This window comes from Pseudonocardia xishanensis (assembly GCF_039541715.1).
Lineage (GTDB): Bacteria > Actinomycetota > Actinomycetes > Mycobacteriales > Pseudonocardiaceae > Pseudonocardia > Pseudonocardia xishanensis.
In genome coordinates, this window is record NZ_BAABGT010000016.1 from 15,399 (window position 1) to 36,219 (window position 20,821).

At 72.7% G+C, this 20,821-nt stretch carries 20 protein-coding genes; 19 read left to right on the forward strand and 1 reads right to left on the reverse strand.

The genetic code is table 11. The features are described from left to right. Nucleotides 1–36 precede the first annotated feature (36 nt). The 10 genes from argS (at nt 37) to ABD993_RS05240 (ending at nt 12,318) form a co-directional block, all read left to right on the forward strand. Complete coding sequence (argS, locus tag ABD993_RS05195; protein ID WP_345413239.1) at nt 37–1,680, forward strand: arginine--tRNA ligase; 1,644 nt, start codon at nt 37–39, stop codon at nt 1,678–1,680. Then, the gene (gene lysA / locus ABD993_RS05200) at nt 1,677–3,113 is read left to right on the forward strand and encodes a diaminopimelate decarboxylase (RefSeq protein ID WP_345413242.1); all 1,437 of its coding nucleotides are present in this window, start codon (nt 1,677–1,679) and stop codon (nt 3,111–3,113) included. Before argS ends, lysA begins: the two co-directional genes overlap by 4 nt. Nucleotides 3,114–3,165: 52 nt before the next feature. Further along, the gene (locus ABD993_RS05205) at nt 3,166–4,536 is read left to right on the forward strand and encodes a homoserine dehydrogenase (protein WP_345413243.1); all 1,371 of its coding nucleotides are present in this window, start codon (nt 3,166–3,168) and stop codon (nt 4,534–4,536) included. 100 nt (nt 4,537–4,636) lie between these two features. After that, nucleotides 4,637–5,653 carry a threonine synthase gene (gene thrC, locus ABD993_RS05210; RefSeq protein ID WP_425568900.1) on the forward strand — a complete coding sequence of 339 codons (1,017 nt, stop codon included), beginning with the start codon at nt 4,637–4,639 and terminating at the stop codon, nt 5,651–5,653. Further along, nucleotides 5,653–6,558, forward strand: coding sequence for a homoserine kinase (gene thrB / locus ABD993_RS05215; RefSeq protein WP_345413248.1), 906 nt, complete (start codon nt 5,653–5,655; stop codon nt 6,556–6,558). Before thrC ends, thrB begins: the two co-directional genes overlap by 1 nt. A gap of 317 nt (nt 6,559–6,875) precedes the next feature. Next, the gene (gene rho, locus ABD993_RS05220) at nt 6,876–9,032 is read left to right on the forward strand and encodes a transcription termination factor Rho (RefSeq protein WP_425568895.1); all 2,157 of its coding nucleotides are present in this window, start codon (nt 6,876–6,878) and stop codon (nt 9,030–9,032) included. 126 nt (nt 9,033–9,158) lie between these two features. Continuing rightward, nucleotides 9,159–9,377, forward strand: coding sequence for a 50S ribosomal protein L31 (rpmE, locus tag ABD993_RS05225; RefSeq protein ID WP_345413250.1), 219 nt, complete (start codon nt 9,159–9,161; stop codon nt 9,375–9,377). A gap of 164 nt (nt 9,378–9,541) precedes the next feature. Continuing rightward, entirely contained in the window at nt 9,542–10,630 is a 1,089-nt protein-coding gene (gene prfA / locus ABD993_RS05230; RefSeq protein WP_345413251.1) for a peptide chain release factor 1, read from the forward strand. 100 nt (nt 10,631–10,730) lie between these two features. Next, a complete protein-coding gene (gene prmC, locus ABD993_RS05235; protein ID WP_345413253.1) occupies nt 10,731–11,594 on the forward strand; it encodes a peptide chain release factor N(5)-glutamine methyltransferase in 864 nt (287 codons plus the stop codon). A gap of 64 nt (nt 11,595–11,658) precedes the next feature. Further along, nucleotides 11,659–12,318 (forward strand): L-threonylcarbamoyladenylate synthase, encoded by a 660-nt coding sequence (locus tag ABD993_RS05240; RefSeq protein ID WP_345413254.1) that lies wholly within the window; start codon nt 11,659–11,661, stop codon nt 12,316–12,318. Here ABD993_RS05240 and ABD993_RS05245 read toward each other — a convergent pair whose 3' ends face one another. Next, complete coding sequence (locus tag ABD993_RS05245; protein ID WP_345413255.1) at nt 12,319–13,008, reverse strand: TetR/AcrR family transcriptional regulator; 690 nt, start codon at nt 13,006–13,008, stop codon at nt 12,319–12,321. A 111-nt stretch (nt 13,009–13,119) separates the two neighbouring features. Here ABD993_RS05245 and ABD993_RS05250 point away from each other — a divergent pair, with 111 nt between their 5' ends. The 9 genes from ABD993_RS05250 to atpA all read left to right on the forward strand — a co-directional run bounded on the left by ABD993_RS05250 (nt 13,120) and on the right by atpA (nt 20,819). Continuing rightward, nucleotides 13,120–14,412 (forward strand): serine hydroxymethyltransferase, encoded by a 1,293-nt coding sequence (locus tag ABD993_RS05250; RefSeq protein WP_345413257.1) that lies wholly within the window; start codon nt 13,120–13,122, stop codon nt 14,410–14,412. After that, on the forward strand, nt 14,413–15,648 hold the full coding sequence (locus ABD993_RS05255) for a glycosyltransferase family 4 protein (protein ID WP_345413258.1): 1,236 nt from the start codon (nt 14,413–14,415) through the stop codon (nt 15,646–15,648). Nucleotides 15,649–15,655: 7 nt separating this feature from the next. Next, nucleotides 15,656–16,108 (forward strand): Cg1360 family ATP-synthase-associated protein, encoded by a 453-nt coding sequence (locus tag ABD993_RS05260; protein ID WP_345413260.1) that lies wholly within the window; start codon nt 15,656–15,658, stop codon nt 16,106–16,108. Between the two features lie 238 nt (nt 16,109–16,346). Next, nucleotides 16,347–16,592 carry an AtpZ/AtpI family protein gene (locus tag ABD993_RS05265; RefSeq protein ID WP_345413262.1) on the forward strand — a complete coding sequence of 82 codons (246 nt, stop codon included), beginning with the start codon at nt 16,347–16,349 and terminating at the stop codon, nt 16,590–16,592. A 53-nt stretch (nt 16,593–16,645) separates the two neighbouring features. Further along, nucleotides 16,646–17,425, forward strand: coding sequence for a F0F1 ATP synthase subunit A (gene atpB, locus ABD993_RS05270; protein WP_345413264.1), 780 nt, complete (start codon nt 16,646–16,648; stop codon nt 17,423–17,425). Between the two features lie 70 nt (nt 17,426–17,495). Then, a complete protein-coding gene (gene atpE, locus ABD993_RS05275; protein ID WP_345413265.1) occupies nt 17,496–17,711 on the forward strand; it encodes an ATP synthase F0 subunit C in 216 nt (71 codons plus the stop codon). Between the two features lie 41 nt (nt 17,712–17,752). Continuing rightward, nucleotides 17,753–18,304 (forward strand): F0F1 ATP synthase subunit B, encoded by a 552-nt coding sequence (gene atpF, locus ABD993_RS05280; protein ID WP_345413267.1) that lies wholly within the window; start codon nt 17,753–17,755, stop codon nt 18,302–18,304. Beyond that, nucleotides 18,304–19,134: a F0F1 ATP synthase subunit delta gene (locus ABD993_RS05285; protein ID WP_345413269.1), complete on the forward strand. Its 831-nt coding sequence runs from the start codon at nt 18,304–18,306 to the stop codon at nt 19,132–19,134. Before atpF ends, ABD993_RS05285 begins: the two co-directional genes overlap by 1 nt. Before the next feature lie 38 nt (nt 19,135–19,172). Next, entirely contained in the window at nt 19,173–20,819 is a 1,647-nt protein-coding gene (gene atpA, locus ABD993_RS05290) for a F0F1 ATP synthase subunit alpha (RefSeq protein WP_345413270.1), read from the forward strand. The last annotated feature ends 2 nt before the right edge of the window (nt 20,820–20,821 follow it).

Sequence of the window (20,821 nt, forward strand, 5' to 3'; positions counted from 1 at the left end):
GAGAAACCGGTGAGTGCGGTCTCCTATCCTCGTCTGGTGACTCCCGACGTGCTCGCCGACCTGGTCCGGACCGCTGCGCTGGCGGTGCTGGACGCCCGCGGGCTGGACACCGCCGCCCTCCCGGCCGACGTGGGCGTCGAGCGGCCGCGCAACCCCGAGCACGGCGACTACGCCACCAACGTCGCACTGCGTACCGCCAAGAAGGCCGGGGTGCCGCCGCGGGACCTGGCCGGGTGGCTGGCGGAGGAGCTGGCCGAGGCCCCCGGGATCGCGCACGCGGAGATCGCGGGCCCCGGCTTCCTGAACCTGCGGCTCGCCGCGGACGCGCAGGGTGCCCTGGTCGGCGAGGTACTCGCCGCGGGCGCCGGCTACGGCACCGGGGACGAGCTCTCCGCGCGCAACGTCAACCTGGAGTTCGTCTCCGCCAACCCGACGGGCCCGCTGCACCTGGGCGGCACCCGCTGGGCCGCCGTCGGGGACGCGCTGGGACGGGTGCTCTCCGCCCGGGGCGCCAAGGTCACCCGCGAGTACTACTTCAACGACGCAGGCGCGCAGATCGACCGGTTCGTCAGCTCGCTGGTCGCGGCCGCGAAGGGCGAGCCCGCCCCGCAGGACGGCTACGGCGGCGCCTACATCGCGGACATCGCCGCCCGGGTGGTCGCGGCCGAGCCGAAGGCGCTCGGCTCCCCGGAGCAGGACGAGATCTTCCGGCGGGTGGGCGTCGGCTTCATGTTCGCCGAGATCAAGCAGGACCTGCACGACTTCGGGACCGACTTCGACGTCTGGTTCCACGAGAACTCGCTGCACGAGTCCGGCGCCGTCGAGGGCGTCGTCGCGCAGCTGAAGGACTCCGGCGCGCTGTACGAGGCGGACGGGGCGTGGTGGCTGCGCTCGAAGGACTACGGGGACGACAAGGACCGGGTCGTGATCAAGAGCGACGGGCGCCCGGCCTACATCGCGGGCGACCTCGCCTACCTGCGGGACAAGCGGGCCCGCGGCTTCGACCTCTGCATCTACATGCTCGGCGCCGACCACCACGGCTACGTGGCGCGACTCAAGGCGGCCGCCGCGGCGTTCGGGGACGACCCGGCCGTCGTCGAGGTGCTGATCGGGCAGCTGGTCAACCTGGTCAAGGACGGCCAGCCGGTCCGGATGAGCAAGCGGGCGGGCAACGTCGTCACGATGAACGACCTGGTCGAGGCCGTGGGCGTGGACGCGGCGCGGTACTCGCTGATCCGCTCGTCGGTGGACTCGTCGCTGGACATCGACCTGGACCTGCTGACCAGGCGCAGCAACGACAACCCGGTGTTCTACGTGCAGTACGCGCACGCCCGGCTGGCCTCGCTGGCCCGCAACGCCGCGGAGCTCGGGCTCACCCCCGGCACCGGGTACGGCCTGCTGGAGCACCCGCGCGAGGGCGACCTGATCCGGACGATCGGGGAGTTCCCGGAGGTCGTGCGGTCCGCGGCGGAGCTGCGCGAACCGCACCGGGTGGCGCGCTTCCTCGAGTCCCTGGCCAGCGCGTACCACAAGTTCTACGACTCCTGCCGGGTCCTGCCGATGGGGGACGAGGAGATCACCGAGCTGCACCGCGCGCGGCTGGCGCTGTGCGTCGCGGCCCGGCAGGTCTTCGCCAACGGCCTGGCGCTGCTGGGCGTGAGCGCACCGGAGCGGATGTGAGAGCGCACCCCGCGGGCCCGCTGCACGGCGGCATCCAGGCCCCGCCCGAGACCGCGGGACCCCGCCCGGGGTCGCCCGCCGAGCTGGACCACCTGGCGCCCGCGGTCTGGCCCCGCAACGCCGCGCGCGCCGCGAACGGCGTGCTCGAGGTCGCCGGCGTGCCCGTCACCGAGCTGGCGGAGCGCTTCGGCACCCCGCTGTTCGTGATCGACGAGGGGGACTTCCGGTCGCGCGCCGCGGAGTTCGCCGCCGCGTTCGGCGCGTCGAACGTGCACTACGCCGCCAAGGCGTTCCTCTCCGTCGAGATCGCCCGGTGGGTGGCCGAGGAGGGGCTGAGCCTGGACGTCTGCAGCGGCGGGGAGCTCGCCGTCGCGCTGCGGGCGCAGTTCCCGGCCGGTCGGATCGCCCTGCACGGCAACAACAAGTCCGTCGCCGAGCTGGAGCAGGCCGTCGAGGCGGGGGTCGGCCGCGTGGTGCTGGACTCGTTCCACGAGATCACCCGGCTTGACGCGGTGGCGGGGGAGCAGGGTCGCGTGCAGCCCGTGATGGTCCGGGTGACCGTCGGGGTGGAGGCACACACCCACGAGTTCATCGCGACCGCGCACGAGGACCAGAAGTTCGGGTTCTCGATCTCCGGCGGCAAGGACTCGGACGCCGCCGAGGCGGTCCGACGGGTGCTCAAGGCCCCCCACCTGCAGCTGGTCGGGCTGCACAGCCACATCGGCTCACAGATCTTCGACACCGAGGGGTTCGAGGTCGCCGCGCACCGCGTCGTCCGGCTCCTGGCCCAGCTGCGCCGCGAGCACGGCGACCTGCCGCAGCTGACCACGCTGGACCTCGGCGGCGGCGTGGGCATCGCCTACCGCCCGGACGAGGACCCGCTGAGCGTCCCGGCGCTGGCGGAGGAGCTGCGCACGATCGTCGAGCGGGAGTGCGCGGCCGAGGACCTGGACGTGCCGGACATCGCCGTCGAGCCGGGGCGGGCGATCGCCGGACCGGGCGGCATCACGCTCTACGAGGTCGGCACGCTCAAGGAGGTCCCGCTCGGCGTCGGGTCCCGGCGCTACGTCTCCGTGGACGGCGGGATGAGCGACAACATCCGCACCGCCCTGTACGACGCGCTGTACGACTGCCGCCTGGTCTCCCGGGCCTCGGCGGTGGACACCCTGGACTCCACGCCCCTGCTGTCGCGGGTCGTCGGCAAGCACTGCGAGTCCGGGGACATCGTGGTCCGCGACTGCTGGCTGCCCGGTGACCTCGCCCCCGGCGACCTGCTCGCGGTGGCCGCGACCGGCGCGTACTGCTACTCGATGGCCAGCTCGTACAACCGGCTGCCGCGACCGGCCGTCGTCGCGGTGCGGGAGGGCCGGGCGCGGCTGATCCTGCGCCGGGAGACCGAGGACGACCAGTTCCGGCTCGAGGTCTCGCCGTGAGTGCGCGCACCCCGGTCTGTCGGCACACCCGCCGAACAGGGATGATCCGACCGTGAGTGAGCCGGTGAACAGGCCCGTGCGGGTCGCGCTGTTGGGCTGCGGCACCGTCGGCACCGAGGTGGTCCGGCTGTTGGAGGACCAGGCCGCGGACCTCGCGGCCCGCGTCGGCGCGCCCGTCGAGCTGGCAGGCATCGCCGTGCGGCGGCCCAACCGGCATTCCGGGGTGCGGCAGGAGCTGCTGACCACGGACTCCGCCGCGCTCGTCGCGCGGGACGACGTGGACGTCGTCGTCGAGGTCGTCGGCGGGATCGAGCCCGCCCGCAGCCTGCTGCTGCAGGCGATCAAGTCCGGCAAGTCGGTGGTCACCGCGAACAAGGCGCTGCTCGCCGAGGACGGGGCCACCCTCGCCGAGGCCGCGGACGCCGCCGGGGTGGACCTCTACTACGAGGCCTCGGTGGCAGGCGCGATCCCGCTGCTGCGGCCGCTGCGCGAGTCGCTGGCCGGGGACCGGATCACCCGGGTCGCCGGGATCGTCAATGGCACCACGAACTTCATCCTCTCCGCGATGGCCGCCTCCGGCGCCGGGTACGCGGACGCGCTGGAGGAGGCCACCCGCCTCGGGTACGCCGAGGCGGACCCCACCGCGGACGTGGACGGCTACGACGCCGCCTCCAAGGCCGCGATCCTCGCCACCATCGCCTTCCACACGAGGGTGACCGCCGCGGACGTGTACTGCGAGGGCATCCGCCGAGTCACCGCCGCGGACATCGCCGCCGCGGACGGCCTGGGCTGCGCGATCAAGCTGCTGGCCATCTGCGAGCGCGTGCCGGGGACCGGGGGAGCACCCGAGTCGGTGTCCGCGCGGGTCTACCCCGCGATGATCCCGAAGACCCACCCGCTGGCGGGCGTCGACGAGGCGTTCAACGCCGTGTTCGTCGAGGCGGACGCCGCGGGCCAGCTCATGTTCTACGGCCAGGGTGCCGGTGGCGCGCCCACCGCCAGCGCGATCCTCGGCGACCTCGTCGCGGTCGCGCGCAACCGGGTCGGCGGCGGGCGCGGCCCGCGCGAGACGGCCTACGCGAGCCTGCCCGTGCGTCCGATCGGGGACGTATCCACCCGCTACCACGTGTCGCTGGAGGTCGCGGACCGCGCCGGTGTGCTGTCCGCGGTCGCGGGGGAGTTCGCGCGCCGCGGGGTCAGCATCGCCGCCGTCCGGCAGACCGGGGGCGGGGAGGACGCCCCGGTCCAGCCCGAGTCCGCGCCGGCTGGGAACGCGCGCCTGGTCGTCGTCACGCACGGGGCGCCGGACTCGGCGCTGCACGAGACGGTCGAGGCGCTCGCCGAGCTGGACGTGGTGCTCGGGGTCGAGAGCGTGCTGCGCGTCGAGGGGCTCGGCCGTGCGGTCAGCGCCCTGGGCGCCTGAGATGTCCGCGTCCGAGTCGTCGAAGTCGAACGGAGACACAGTGCCTGTCGCGAGCCCGCTCGCCCCCTGGCCCGGCGTGATCAACGCCTACCGGGACCGGATGCCCGTCGAGCCGGGGTGGGAGATCGTCACCCTGGGCGAGGGCGGCACGCCGCTGCTCCCGGCGCCGGTGCTGTCGGAGAGGACGGGCTGCGAGGTCTACCTCAAGGTGGACGGCGCCAACCCCACCGGCTCGTTCAAGGACCGCGGGATGACGATGGCGGTCACCTCCGCGCTGGCCGAGGGCAAGAAGAGCGTGCTCTGCGCCTCGACCGGCAACACGTCCGCCTCGGCCGCCGCGTACGCCGCCCGCGCCCGCATGACGAGCGCGGTGCTGGTCCCCCGGGGCAAGATCGCGCTGGGCAAGATGGCCCAGGCCGTGGCCCACGGCGCCCGGATCCTGCAGATCGACGGCAACTTCGACGACTGCCTGGAGCTGGCCCGCAAGACGACCGCGGACTTCCCGGCGATCGCGCTGGTGAACTCGGTGAACCCGACCCGGATCGCGGGCCAGGCGAGCGCCGCCTACGAGATCTGCGACGCCCTGGGCCGGGCCCCCGACGTGCACTGCCTGCCGGTCGGCAACGCGGGCAACATCACCGCGTACTGGAAGGGCTACCAGGCCTACTCCGCGGACGGGCTGATCCCGGCGCTGCCGCGGATGTTCGGCTACCAGGCCGCGGGGGCGGCGCCGCTGGTGCACGGGGCGCCGGTGAAGAACCCCGAGACCATCGCCACGGCCATCCGGATCGGGGCCCCGGCCTCGTGGAACGGTGCGCAGGCGGCCCGCGAGGAGTCCGGCGGCCAGTTCGCCGCCGTCACCGACGAGGAGATCCTCGCGGCGCACCGGCTGCTGTCCACCCGCGAGGCGGTGTTCGTGGAGCCCGCGTCCGCGGCGTCGGTGGCGGGGCTGCTGCAGTCCTCGGCGAACGGCACGCTGCCCCGCGGGCAGCTCGTGGTGTGCACCGTCACGGGCAACGGGCTCAAGGACCCCGACTCCGTGCTGGCGACGGCCCCGTCGATGGAGGTCGTCCGAAAGGACCCGACGGCGGTGGCGGCGGCCCTGGAGCTGGCCTGATGGGGCGGCCGACCGAGGTCCGGGTGCGGGTGCCCGCGTCGTCGGCCAACCTGGGGCCGGGATTCGACTCGCTGGGGCTCGCCCTGTCGCTCCACGACGACGTCGAGGTCAGCGTGGCGTCCTCCGGCGGTGTCTCGGTGGAGGTCGAGGGCGAGGGGGCGGGCCGGGTCCCGTGTGACGAGACGCACCTCGTCGTGCGGGCGATGCACCACGCGTGGGCGCTGTTCGGCGCCGAGCCCGTGGGCATCCGGATGCGGTGCGTGAACGCGATCCCGCACTCGCGCGGGCTGGGCTCGTCCGCGGCCGCCGCCGTGGCGGGCGCGGTCGCCGCGTGCGTGCTCGCCGGGCGGGACCCCGAGCTGGAGCGCGAGGCGTTGTTGCAGGTCACGGCCGGTATGGAGGGGCACGCGGACAATGCGGCGGCCTCCCTGCTGGGCGGGTTCGTGGTGGCCTGGGAGACCGTGGGGAACACCGCGTCGCGGTTCCACGCGGTGCGCCAGGAGGTGCACCCCCAGATCGCGCCGGTCGCGCTCGTCGCCGGGGTCGAGTCGTCCACCAAGACCACCCGCGGCCTGTTGCCGGAGGTGGTGCCGCTGGGGGACGCCGCGTTCACCGGGAGCCGCACCGCGCTGTCGGTGCTCGCGTTCACCACGCGGCCCGAGCTGCTGATGGCGGCCACGGAGGACCGGCTGCACCAGGGCTACCGGCGCCCGGCCTACCCCGAGTCCGCGGACCTCGTCGACGCGCTGCGGGCGCGGGACGTGCCCGCGGCGATCTCCGGCGCGGGCCCCACGGTGCTGGCCCTCACCACGGACGGCGCCCTGCCCGCCGACCTCGACCTCACCGGTTTCACCGCGCTGCCGCTGCCCGTCGACGGCGTCGGCGCGCGCGTGGAGATCGGCTGAGAGAACCGACACGCAGGGGTCGTTGTTGCCGCCTGCCCCGTGACGGGTTACCCTCGGCCTCGCACGGCGACCCGCGTCATCCGCGTGGCCACTCGAGCCGGAACCCCTTCACTGCAGCCCATGCGGTCGGATCCGGACCGGACCGAGCGGCCTCTTCCCCGCGACCGTCGCACTGGTCGCCGCCCCTGCACATCGCCTCGGGCGGCTCTCACCTCCTGCCGCCTCGGCGCTCGTAGCCCGGCGAGCAGCCGGGTGTGACGTGTGGAAATCCGCTGGTCTCCCGGAAGAAGTCCGTGGGCCGGTCAGGAAGGAACTTCGTGAGCGAGACCGATCTCGTCAGCACTCCCCCCGGCACCGAGTCGGCGCCCCGCAAGCGCGGTGGCCTGTCCGGAATGGTCCTCGCCGACCTGCGGCAGCTCGCCGGGGAGCTGAACATCCCGGACATCGCCGGGATGCGGAAGGGCGATCTCATCGCCGCCATCAAGGAGCGCCAGGGCGGCGGCGTCTCCGCCCCCGCCAAGCGCACCACGCGCCGGGCCGCGTCGGCGGATGCCGACCAGCTCCCGCTGGACACGGCCGAGTCGGTCACCGAGACCGAGGCGCCCGCGCGGCGGACCGCCCGCCGCCCCAAGGCGGCCGCGGCCACCGAAGCCGCCGAGGTCGCCGAGAGCTCTCCGGCCGCGCCCGCGGAGGCGCCTGCCGAGCCGCAGGCCGCCGAGGCCGCGCCGGAGAAGCCGACCCGCCGCCGTCGGGCGGCCAGCAGGCCCGCGGGCGCTCCGGACCCGCAGCCCGCCGACACCCCCGCGCCGGCCGCCTCCGAGACGAACGGGCAGGTCAACGGGCACGCGTCCGAGGCCCCCGCCGCGCCGGAGAGCGCGGACGCGTCGGACTCCGGCGAGGGGGAGGGGCGCCGCAGGCAGACCCGCCGTCGCGAGCGGGGTGGCGAGCAGTCGGACACGCTGGACGCCGTCGCCGCGTCCGTCGGCCCCTCGGACCGCGCCCAGGAGGGCGAGGGCCGCAACCGCAACCGCAACCGGAACAACCGGGACGGCGGCCGCAACGGCCGGGTGGACGAGCGGAACCCGCGCACGGACTCCCCCCGCGGGGACGGTCCGCGCGACAACCGCCCGGACACCCGCAACGACGTCCGCACCGACCCGCGGAACGACCTGCGGGGAGACGACCGGGACGACGACCTGGACGACGACGGTGACGGCCGCGGCCGCCGCGGCCGCCGCTACCGGGACCGCAGGCGCGGCCGGGACCGCAACGAGCGCACCACCGGCGGTGGCGGTGACCGCAACGTCGACACCGAGGTGCGGGAGGACGACGTCCTGCTCCCCGTGGCGGGCATCGTCGACATCCTGGACAACTACGCCTTCGTCCGGACCACCGGCTACCTGTCCGGCCCGAACGACGTCTACGTCTCGCTGTCGATGGTCCGCAAGCACGGTCTGCGCCGCGGCGACGCGATCACCGGCGCCGTCCGCCAGCCCCGCGAGGGCGAGCAGCAGCGGCAGAAGTTCAACCCGCTGGTGCGCATCGACTCGATCAACGGGCGGGACCCGGAGTCGGGGAAGGACCGGCCCGAGTTCACCAAGCTCACGCCGCTCTACCCGAACGAGCGCCTGCGCCTGGAGACCGAGCCGTCGAAGCTCACCACCCGGGTCATCGACCTGGTCATGCCCGTCGGCAAGGGGCAGCGCGCGCTGATCGTGTCGCCGCCCAAGGCGGGCAAGACCATGATCATGCAGGCGATCGCCAACGCGATCACCACGAACAACCCCGAGTGCCACCTCATGGTCGTCCTGGTCGACGAGCGGCCGGAGGAGGTCACCGACATGCAGCGGTCGGTGAAGGGCGAGGTCATCGCCTCGACCTTCGACCGCCCGCCGTCGGACCACACCGCGGTCGCCGAGCTGGCGATCGAACGGGCGAAGCGGCTCGTCGAGCTGGGACACGACGTCGTCGTGCTGCTGGACTCGATCACCCGCCTCGGCCGGGCCTACAACCTGGCCGCGCCCGCCTCGGGCCGGATCCTGTCCGGTGGTGTGGACTCGACCGCCCTCTACCCGCCGAAGCGCTTCCTCGGCGCGGCGCGCAACATCGAGGACGGCGGCTCGCTCACCATCTTCGCGTCCGCCCTGGTCGAGACCGGGTCGACGATGGACACGGTGATCTTCGAGGAGTTCAAGGGCACCGGCAACGCCGAGCTCAAGCTGGACCGCAAGCTGGCCGACAAGCGGATCTTCCCGGCGGTGGACGTGGACGCGTCCAGCACCCGCAAGGAGGAGCTGCTCATGTCCGCGGACGAGTTCGCGGTGAGCGTCAAGCTCCGCCGGGTGCTGGCCGCGCTGGACCACCAGCAGGCGATCGAGCTGGTCCTCGGGCAGCTCCGCAAGACCCGCACCAACATCGAGTTCCTCATGCAGGTCCAGAAGACCACGCCGGGGAGCCTCACCAACGACGACTGAGCCGCTCCCCGGGCCCGGTGGGAATCTCCGCCGGGCCCGGGTGGTTCAATGGACCGTCACGCATACGACACCGGTTCACCTGTTCCGCAGGACCCGGCGGTCGACTTCTCGAGAGGAAACACCCCCATGCGCGAGGGCATCCACCCGCAGTACACGGCGACCCAGGTCACCTGCAGCTGCGGCAACAGCTTCTCCACCCGCAGCACCCACCGGGGCGAGGCCCTGACCGTCGAGACCTGCTCGGCGTGCCACCCCTTCTACACGGGCAAGCAGCGGATCCTGGACTCCGGTGGCCGCGTCGCCCGCTTCGAGGCGCGCTACGGCAAGCGCAAGGCCGCCAACTAGCACCCCCGACGGCGCCCGCCCCCTCTCCGGAGGGGCCGGGCGCCGTTCGCATGTACGGCCGACCCGCGAGCCCGACCCCGCGAGTCCCACACTCTCGACACGCGAGTCCCCCACTTCCGACACGCGAGTCGGACACGATCCAGAACGGGAGCAGGACGATGGCGGTGAGCAGCAGCCCCGCGGGTGCGGTGGACGCGCTCGTCGACGAGTACGTCGAGCTGGAGACGCGCCTGGCCGACCCGGCCGTGCACGCCGACCCCGCGGTCGCGCGCAAGCTCGGCCGCCGGTACGCCGAGCTCGGCCCGACCGTCGCCGTCGCCCGCGAGCTCGCCGCCGCCCGCTCCGACGAGGCCGCCGCCCGTGAGCTCGCCGCGGAGGACCCGTCGTTCGCCGCCGAGGCCTCCGACCTCGCCGCCCGGATCCCCGGCCTCGAGTCCCGGCTCGCCGAGCTGCTGGTGCCCCGCGACCCGCACGACGGCGACGACGTCGTCATGGAGGTCAAGTCCGGCGAGGGCGGCGAGGAGTCCGCCCTGTTCGCGGGCGACCTCGTGCGGATGTACAGCCGGTTCGCCGAACGCCGCGGCTGGAAGGTCGAGGTGCTCGACGCCGTCGACTCGGACCTGGGCGGCTACAAGGACATCACCCTGCTGCTCCGCTCCAGGACGCCCACCCCGGACGGTGTCTGGTCGGCGTTGAAGTTCGAGGGCGGCGTCCACCGCGTGCAGCGGGTGCCGGTCACCGAGTCGCAGGGCCGCATCCACACCTCCGCCGCCGGCGTGCTCGTCTACCCGGACACGGGGGAGGACGCCGAGGTCGAGATCGACGAGAACGACCTCCGAGTGGACGTCTACCGGTCCTCCGGGCACGGCGGGCAGTCGGTCAACACCACGGACTCGGCGGTGCGGATCACCCACCTGCCGACCGGGATCGTCGCGAGCTGCCAGAACGAGCGGTCGCAGCTGCAGAACAAGGCGCGCGCCATGGAGGTGCTGCGGTCCCGGCTGCAGGCGCTGCACGAGGCCGAGCAGGCCGCGGTGGCGTCGGCGGAGCGGAAGTCCCAGGTCAGGACGGTGGACCGCTCCGAGCGGATCCGCACGTACAACTACCCGGAGAACCGCATCTCCGACCACCGGGTCGGCTACAAGGCCCACAACCTGTCCACCGTCCTGGACGGCGAGCTGGACGACGTCGTCGCGGCCCTGCAGTCCGCCGAGCGCGCGGAGTCGCTGGCGGCGTCCGAGGCCGGGCGGTGACCCTCCTCGACACCCCCGCGGCGTCCGCTCGGCGCCGCGCGAGTCGTCCGCCCGAGGCGACCGTTCCGAGTGCGCGCGTCCCCGCGTCCGCGAGTCGTCCGTGACCCGTCTTCCGCTGCGCGTGGCGATCGCGGAGGCCGAGCGGGCGCTGGTCGCGGCCGGAATCGACTCGGCGCGGGTCGAGGCGGAGTTCCTCGCGGCGCACGTCGTCGGGGTGCCGCGCTCGCAGCTGATGCTGCGCCCGCTCGTCGACCCGGCGCAGGTCACGACGCTGCAGGAGATGGTCGCGCGGCGGACGACCCGCGAGCCGTTGCAGCACATCCTCGGGACCGCCGTGCTCGGGCCCGTCGAGGTGGCGGTCGGGCCGGGGGTGTTCACGCCGCGGCCGGAGACCGAGCTGCTGCTGGAGTGGGGGCTCAAGGAGCTGGTGGGCGTCGAGAACCCGCTGGTGGTGGACCTGTGTACCGGGTCGGCCGCGTTGGCGCTGGCCTTCGCCGCCGCCCGGCCGGACGCGCGGGTGCACGCCGTCGAGAAGGATCCGGGCGCCCTGACCTGGGCCCGGCGCAACATCGCGGCCCACGGGGACCGGGTGGTCCTGCACGCCGACGACGTCCGGCGGCCCGACCTGCTCCCCGAGCTCGAGGCGCGGGTCGACCTCGTCGTCTGCAACCCGCCGTACGTGCCGGACGGGACGCCGGTCCCGCCCGAGGTGTCCGAGTGGGACCCGGCGGTGGCGGTCTTCGGCGGGCCGGACGGGTTGGCGCTGGTCCCGGCCGTCATCGCGGCGGCGGCGACCATGCTGCGCCACGGCGGTGGGCTCGCGATCGAGCACGACGACACCCACGCCGAGGCCGTCCCCGCCCTGATGAGACGCCGTCGGGTCCTCACCGACGTCGAGGCTCACACCGACCTCGCGGGCAGGCCCCGTTTCGCGACCGCCCGGCGGGCCCAGGCTCCGAGCTGAGCTCCGGACCCGCGCGGGTGGGGTGCGGACGGGGCGGGGGAGGGGCGGTCGTAGGGTGCCGGTCGTGACTGCTCCGGCCGCACCCCTCTACGACTGTTCGGACCCCGACACCCGCGTCGAGGGGCTGACCGCCGCCGCGCAGGCCGTGCGCGCGGGCAGGTTGGTCGTCCTGCCGACCGACACCGTGTACGGCCTGGGCTGCGACGCGTTCTCCGCCACCGCCGTCCGCTCCCTGCTGGCCGCCAAGCACCGCGGCCCGGACATGCCGGTGCCGGTGCTCGTCGGCTCCTGGTCCACGATCGACGGGCTGGTGCTCGGGGTCCCCGCCACCGCCCGGTCGCTGATCGAGGCGTTCTGGCCGGGCGGGCTGTCCATCGTGCTGCCGCACGCCCCGTCGCTGGCCTGGGACCTGGGCTCCACCAAGGGCACCGTGATGCTCCGGATGCCGCTGCACCCGGTGGCGCTCGAGCTGCTGCGAGACGTCGGGCCGATGGCCGTGAGCAGCGCGAACATCTCCGGGCGGCCCCCCGCGTCGAACGCGCAGGAGGCGCTCGACCAGCTCTCCGACAAGGTCGGGGTGTACCTCGACGGCGGCCCCAGCGGCGCCCCGGTCGCGAGCACCATCGTCGACCTGACCGGAAAGGCCCCCCGCATCCTCCGGGAGGGCGAGATCACCCGGGCGATGGTGAGCGAGGTCATCGGCCAGGACGTCCCCCTGGGCTGATCACCCGGGGGAGAGGCCCACCTCGGCCGCCAGGCGGGTCACCACCTGGTGGAAGTGCCTCTCGTGGTCCAGCACCACGTTGTGGGTGTGGCCGAAGAGCTCGAAGCTGATCGCGCCGAAGAGCGAGCTCCAGGCCTGGACCAGCGCGCTCCCGACGCTCGTGTCCACCGGGAGGCCGAGCTCCGCCACCAGCTCGGTGTTCACCGCCGCGGAGTCGCCGGGGGGCGGGGTCAGCTCGCCCGACGCGATGCCCTCCCGCACCAGTTCCGCCAGCACCACCGCCACCCGTCCCGCGGGGGCGATCGTGTCCGCCGGGGCCTGGTACCCGGGGACCGGGGAGCCGTAGAGCAGGGCGTACTCGTGGGGGTGCGCCAGCGCCCACGACCGCGCCGCCGCACACGCGGCGTGCCAACGCTCCTGCAGCGAGCCCGAGGCCGCGGCTCCTTCGACAGCCGAGCCCAGCGCGTCGTACCCCTCCACGATCAGGGCGGTGAGCAGGTCGTCCCGCGAGGGGAAGTACCGGTAGACCGCCGACGACACCATCCCCAGCTCGCGGGCCACCGCGCGCAGCGACAGCTGGGCAGCGCCGGAGGTGGCGAGGTGCGCCCGCGCCACCTCGACGATCTCGGCCGTCAGCTGGGCGCGCACCCGGGCGCGGGCGGTGCGGGGCGCCGATCGTGGAGCGGTCATCGGTGGAGTATCGCCGAACGAGAGCAATGAGCACAACCGCGAGCACTGATCCGGAGCGTGTGACCGGGTCCTCGTCCACCCCGAAGGAACCCGCAGGTAGCCTGGTCCCTCGTGAGCGAGCGCAGCGAAACCACTCCGTTCTGGGGCCCGGACTTCGGGGCCCTGCAGCAGGAGGACCCGGAGATCGCCGGTGTCGTCCTCGACGAGCTGGAGCGCCTGCGCGGCGGACTGCAGCTCATCGCCAGCGAGAACCTGACCAGCCCGGCCGTCCTGGCGGCGCTGGGGTCCACGCTGTCGAACAAGTACGCCGAGGGCTACCCGGGGCGTCGGTACTACGGCGGCTGCCAGGTCGTCGACGTCGCCGAGGAGATCGGCAACGCGCGCACGAAGGAGCTCTTCGGCGCCGAGCACGTCAACCTGCAGCCGCACTCCGGCGCGAGCGCGAACCTCGCCGCCTACGCCGCCTTCGCCAAGCCGGGCGACACCGTGCTGGCGATGGACCTCAAGCAGGGTGGGCACCTGACCCACGGCTCGAAGGTCAACTTCTCCGGCCTGTGGTTCAACGCCGTCAGCTACACCGTCCGCGAGGACTCCGAGCTCATCGACTACGACCAGGTCCGCGACCTGGCCCGCGAGCACCGGCCGAAGATCATCATCGCGGGCGCCACCGCGTACCCCCGGCTCATCGACTTCGCCCTGTTCCGCGAGATCGCGGACGAGGTCGGCGCCAAGCTCATGGTGGACGCGGCACACTTCATCGGCCTGGTCGCGGGCAAGGCGATCCCGTCGCCGGTGCCGTTCGCGGACGTCGTCACGGCCACCACGCACAAGGTCCTGCGCGGCCCGCGCGGCGGCATGATCCTCACCCGCGCCGAGCACGCGAAGGCGATCGACAAGGCCGTCTTCCCGTTCTCCCAGGGTGGGCCGCTGATGCACGCGGTCGCCGCCAAGGCCGTCGCGATGAAGGAGGCGGCGCAGCCGGAGTACCAGGCCTACGCCGCCCAGGTCATCGCGAACGCCCAGGCGCTGGCGAAGGGCCTCGAGGCCGAGGGCATGCGGGCGGTCTCCGGCGGCACGGACACCCACCTGGCGCTGATCGACCTGCGGCCCATCGGCGTCACCGGCAGCGAGGCCGAGGCCCGCTCCGACCTGGCGCGGATCACGCTGAACAAGAACGCGATCCCGTACGACCCGGCCCCGCCGATGAAGCCGTCCGGCATCCGGGTCGGCTCGCCCAGCACCACCACGCAGGGCATGGTCGAGACGGACATGGCCGAGATCGCGACCCTGCTGGCCCGCGCGGTCAAGGCCGAGCACGGCACGCCCGCGGGGGACCGCGAGCTGGTGGACGTCGCGGAGCGCGTCTCCGCCCTGGTCGCCCGGGTTCCGGCCTACGCTCGCTAAGTGACCCTGGCCCAGTCGAGCTTCGGCCTCGGGCTCCCGATCCGGGAGTACCTGCTGGTCGGGCTCACGGCCGCCGTCGTCACGTTCCTGCTGGTCGGGCTCGTCCGCGTGCTCGCCCTGCGGCTCGGCGCGGTGGCCTGGCCGCGGGGGCGGGACGTGCACGTCACGCCCACCCCGCGCTGGGGCGGCCTGGCGATGTTCGGCGGGGTGCTCGCCGGGGTCGGGCTGGCCGCGCAGCTGCCGGCGCTGCGGCTGGCCTTCGACTACTCGCGTGACGTCCAGGGCGTGCTCCTCGCGGCCGCGTTGCTGGTCGCGGTGGGCGCCCTGGACGACCGCTACGAGCTCGACGCCATCACCAAGGCCGCGGGACAGGTCACCGCCGCCGGGGTGCTGGTGCTGTTCGGCGTGCAGTTCTCGATGTTCTGGATCCCCTGGGGCGGCGGGGGCTCGGGGATCTCGGGATCCACGCTGGTCCTCGGGGCGGAGCAGGGCGTCGTGCTCACCGTGGTGCTGACCGTCGCCCTGGTCAACGCCATGAACTTCGTGGACGGGCTGGACGGGCTCGCGGCGGGCATCGGCCTGATCGCCGCCACCGCCACCTGCGCCTTCGCGATCGGGCTGGTCCAGCAGAACGGCAACGACGCCAACGCCTACCCGCCCGCCCTCATCGCGTCCGTGCTGGCCGGGGCCTGTCTGGGGTTCCTGCCGCACAACTTCAACCCGTCCCGCATCTTCATGGGGGACTCCGGCTCGATGCTGATCGGGCTGCTGCTCGCCGCGGCGACCACGAGCGCGTCGGGCAAGATCGTCAACACGGACGCGGACGGGTCGGACTTCCTGGCCCTGCTGGCCCCGCTGATCGTGCTGCTCGCGGTGGCCTTCGTGCCGATGTTGGACCTGCTCATGGCGGTCGTGCGGCGCACCCGGGCCGGGATGAGCCCGTTCTCGCCTGACAAGATGCACCTGCACCACCGGCTGCTGGAGATCGGGCACAGCCAGCGCCGCGCGGTGTTGCTGATCTACCTGTGGGCGGGGATCCTCGCGTTCGGCGCGGTGGCCCTCGCCCTGATCGACGATCCGGTGTTCGTGTTGTGGGCGGTCGCGTTCGGCCTGGGTGTGGCGGTGCTGGCCACCGCGGTGCCGCGGGCCCGCACGATCGGCCGTGCCCGCGCCGGAACCACCGGAGCCACCGGCCCCGCAGGCCCACCACGGCCCGGGGCCCGACCGCGGAGATGACGCTCGCATGAGTACCCCCGAGAACGAGCCGACACCTGCCCCGCAGGACGCGCCGCACGTGAAGACCGTCCTGCGGCTCGCCGCGGCGATGCAGCGCAACGCCGTGATCGCGGGCGTGGCGGTCGCGGTGGTCGCGCTGGTCCTGAGCCTGGTGCTGCGGGGCACGTCGGGGCTCGTCGGCAGCGTGATCGGGGTGGTGATCGGGCTGGGGCTCGGGTTCGTCGGCACCGGGGTCATGAAGGCGACCGCGCGGGCCACCCCGGGCGGGGTGATGGTCGGCGCGATGGCCTCGTTCGCGGGCAAGTTCGTGGTGCTGCTGGTGTTCCTGATCGTCTTCCGGGGCACGGACCTGTTCGACAACCAGACCTTCGCCTTCTCGCTGCTGGGTGTCACCCTGGCCTGGATCGCGGGGGAGTCCATCGGGTTCGTGCGGGCCAAGGCGCCGTCGGTGGACGTCTGACGTCTCACTCGTTGGGCTGAACGAGTGAAGTTCCGGATGCTGTCCGCAACGTCCTTTCTGTCCGTGATCGCGGTCTCAAAGCGATCTGGGTCACACGAGTTCGGGAACTTCTACAGGCGATAGAGCGACGTCGGACGCTGTTCGGGGTGTCGGACGGTGAGGATCGGGCGTCGACGGGTCGTCACGGCAGGTCGTACCGGGTAAGTGGGGCGTAACCCGGCTGATAGGGTCCGTTCCGATGGAGCAGGAACAGCCGCGCGAGGTGGGCAGCGGCGCGCCCGGCGAGCAGAAGCCGGACCGGACGCCGCCGCCCGCCGAGGCCTGGACCGCTCTGTCGCACCTCCTGACCGGGATCCTCCTCTTCGGGGCGATCGGGTGGGGCGTGGACCAACTGTTCGACCTACGGGGCTTCACCGTGGCCGGCTTGCTGGCCGGAGCGGCGGCCTCGATGTACTTGATCTACGTCAGGTACGTTAAGTCCTGATCGTCTCGATTCTGCCGGGCGCCCGCGCCTGCAGAACCGAAAGGAGCATTTGGGTGACCACGACGGCCACCGCCCCGGCACCGGGTTTCGAGGCGCCCGGGGTCGACGCCTTCCAGCTGCCGCCGCTTTTCGGCGACGTCACGAAGCCGGTCCTGCAGCTCGTTCTCGCGGCGATCATCATCGTCGTGCTGTTCCGAGTGGCGACCAGTCGGATGCAGCTGGTTCCCGGCAGGGCCCAGTTCCTCGGCGAGTCCTTCCACGGGATCGTCCGCAACACCGTCGCCCGCGACATGATCGGGCCGGAGTTCGTCAAGTACGTCCCGTTCCTGACCGCACTGTTCGCGTTCGTGCTGGTGAACAACCTGTTCGGGATCATCCCGTTCCTGCAGTTCCCCACGTTCTCCCACCCGGGCGTGCCCTACGCGCTGGCGGGGCTGGTGTGGATCGTCTTCACCTACGTCGGCGTCAAGCACCACGGCTTCGGCGGGTACATGCGGATCTCGACCTGGCCCCCGGACGTGCCGTGGTGGGTGCGGATCATCCTCACGCCGATCGAGTTCCTGTCGAACATCATCCTGCGGCCCGTCACGCTGTCGCTGCGACTGTTCGGCAACATGTTCGCAGGCCACCTGCTGCTGGTGCTGTTCATCCTGGGTGGCGAGTACATGCTCGTCGTCGCGGACAGCATCACGCTGAAGATCCTCTCGCCCTTCGCCTTCCTGATGGGCATCGTCTTCACGTTCTTCGAGGCGTTCATCCAGGTGGTCCAGGCGTACATCTTCGTGATGCTGACGGCGTCGTACATCGGCACCGTCCTCGCGGACGACCACTAGCAGCCCCCCGTCTCAGACCCCTCGGATCCGCGGACAGTCCGCGGCCCGCATCGAAAGGAAAGCGGTAACCGTGAACATCGTCGGTAACCTCAACACCATCGGTTACGGCCTCTCGGCCATCGGCCCCGGTATCGGCGTCGGTATCGTCTTCGCCGCGTTCATCAACGGCGTGGCCCGCCAGCCGGAGGCCCGCGGCCAGCTGCAGGGCATCGCGTTCATCGGCTTCGCGCTCTCCGAGGCGCTGGCGATCCTGGGCCTGGTGCTCGCGTTCGCCCTCCAGGCCTGATCGATCCCGTACCCGGGTCGTAGGCGGAGGAGCACACACCCATGATTGTTCTGGCTGCGGAGGGGGAGCTCGACCCGCTCCTGCCACACACCGTCGAGATCATCGTCGGTCTCATCGCCTTCGCGCTGCTCGTCTGGCTCCTCGTCAGGGCGGGCAAGCCGACGCTCGACAAGAGCTACGCGGCGGCGACCGAGAAGATCTCGAGTGGGCTCAAGCGCGCCGAGCAGGCCGAGGCCGAGGCCGAGGCGGAGAAGAAGCGCGCCCAGGAGCGGCTCGACGGGGTCCGGGCCGAGACGGCCCGCATCCGAGACGACGCCCGGGCGGACGGCCAGCAGATCAAGGTCGAGCTCCGGGCCGAGGCCGAGGAGGAGGCCGCGCGCATCCGTGCGCAGGCCGAGCAGCAGGTCGTGGCCCAGCGTGAGGCCGCGCAGCGCTCGCTGCGCGGGGAGATCGGCGGCCTCTCCGCAGAGCTCGCCGAGCGCATCCTGGCCGCCGAGCTGGCCGACCCGGCCCGCCGGGCGGCCACCGTGGACGGGTTCCTCTCCGAGCTGGCGGGCATGGGCCCGGCCGCACAGCAGGGCGGGGTCCGCTGATGGCGCTCGCACTGGCGGCCACCAGCCGCGAAGCCCTGGAATCCGTGTCCGCCCGCTTCGAGGAGCGGCTCACCCCGCTCACCGCGGGCGACCGGCAGAAGCTCGGCGAGGAGCTGTACTCGGTCACCCGCCTGCTGGTCGCGGAGCGCGGCCTGCGGCGGGCGTTCTCCGACCCGGCCACCTCCGCCGAGCAGCGCGCCGGGCTGGCGCGCAGCGTGCTCGGCGGCAAGGTCTCGGCGACCACGCTGGACAGCGTGGAGGACCTGATCGGGGCCCGCTGGTCCTCGCCGGTGGACCTGGTGGAGGCGACCGAGGCCCTGGCCCGGACCGCCCTGCTGGCCGCGGCGGAGAAGCAGCGCGCCCTCGACGACGTCGAGGACCAGCTGTTCCGCTTCGGCCGGATCCTGGAGCGCGAGCCGGAGCTCACCGGGCTGCTCGCGGACACCGACACCCCGACCGACAAGCGGATCGCGCTGCTCGACGGCGTGCTCGGCACCAAGGTCTATCCCGTCACCGCCGCGCTGCTCCGCGACCTGGTCCGCACCCCGCGGTCCCGGCACCTGGACATCGCGGCCGAGGAGCTGGCCGAGCTGGCCGCGGCGCGCCGCCTGCGGTCCGTCGCGTACGTGCGCACGGCCGTGGCGCTCACCGCGCAGCAGGAGCGGCAGCTCACCTCGTCCCTCGGCCGGATCTACGGGCGCGAGATCGCATTGCAGGTCGAGCTGGACGAGAGCCTGCTCGGCGGCATGGTCATCCGGGTCGGCGACGAGGTCATCGACGGCAGCGTGAGCGGGAAGCTCGCCGCCGCCCGTCGGGCGATCCCCAGCTGACCAGCGAAGTTTTCTCTAGAGAAGGAACAGACGACCCCATGACAGAGCTGACGATCTCCCCGGAGGAGATCCGGAGTGCGATCTCCAGCTACGTCTCGTCGCTGGAGACCGGGACCTCCCGTGAAGAGGTGGGCCACGTCTCCGACACCGGTGACGGCATCGCCCACGTCGAGGGCCTGCCCTCGGCGATGACGAACGAGCTCCTCGAGTTCGACGGCGGCGTGCGGGGTGTCGCGCTGAACCTGGACGCCCGCGAGATCGGCGCCGTGATCCTGGGCGACTACGCCGGGATCGAGGAGGGCCAGTCCGTGAAGCGGACCGGCGAGATCCTCTCGGTGCCCGTGGGCGACAACTTCCTCGGCCGGGTCATCGACCCGCTGGGCACCCCCATCGACGGCCTCGGCGACATCGAGGCGGAGACCCGCCGCATCCTGGAGCTGCAGGCGGCGGGCGTCATGGACCGCCAGGAGGTCCGCGAGCCGCTGCAGACCGGCATCAAGGCCATCGACGCCATGACGCCGATCGGCCGGGGCCAGCGCCAGCTGATCATCGGTGACCGCAAGACGGGCAAGACGGCCGTCTGCGTCGACACGATCATCAACCAGAAGCAGAACTGGGAGTCGGGCGACCCGAAGAAGCAGGTCCGCTGCATCTACGTCGCCATCGGCCAGAAGGGCTCCACGATCGCGGGCGTCCGGAAGTCCCTCGAGGACGCGGGCGCGCTGGAGTACACGACGATCGTCGCGGCCCCCGCGTCGGACCCCGCGGGCTTCAAGTGGCTCGCGCCCTACACCGGATCGTCGCTCGGCCAGCACTGGATGTATCAGGGCAAGCACGTCCTGATCGTCTTCGACGACCTGTCCAAGCAGGCCGAGGCCTACCGCGCGATCTCGCTGCTGCTGCGCCGCCCGCCGGGCCGCGAGGCCTACCCGGGAGACGTCTTCTACCTGCACTCCCGCCTGCTGGAGCGCTGCGCCAAGCTGTCGAACGACCTGGGCGCGGGCTCGATGACCGGCCTGCCGATCATCGAGACCAAGGCGAACGACGTGTCGGCCTACATCCCGACCAACGTCATCTCCATCACCGACGGTCAGGTCTTCCTGGAGTCGGACCTGTTCAACCAGGGTGTCCGGCCCGCCATCAACGTCGGCATCTCGGTCTCCCGAGTCGGCGGCTCGGCGCAGATCAAGGCGATGCGCGCGGTCTCCGGCTCGCTGCGCCTGGACCTGTCGCAGTACCGCGAGCTGGAGGCCTTCGCGGCCTTCGGGTCGGACCTCGACGCGGCCTCGGCCGCGGCGCTGGGTCGCGGTGAGCGCCTGGTGGAGCTGCTCAAGCAGTCCCAGTACGCGCCCTTCGCGGTCGAGGAGGAGGTCGTCTCCATCTGGCTGGGCACCACCGGCCAGCTGGACACGGTGCCGGTGGGCGACGTGAGCCGCTTCGAGAGCGAGTTCCTCGCGCACGTGCGCCGCAACCACGACGGCATCCTGTCGGAGATCCGGGAGACCGGGCTGCTGAAGGACGACAACGTCGAGCGGCTGCAGAAGGCCACCGACGACTTCAAGAAGGACTTCACGGCCTCGGACGGCTCGTCCGTGGTCAAGGAGGCCAAGGCCGACGCCCTGGAGGCCGACGAGGTCGACCAGGAGACGGTCAAGGTCAACAAGCCGGCGCCGGCTTCGAGCTGACG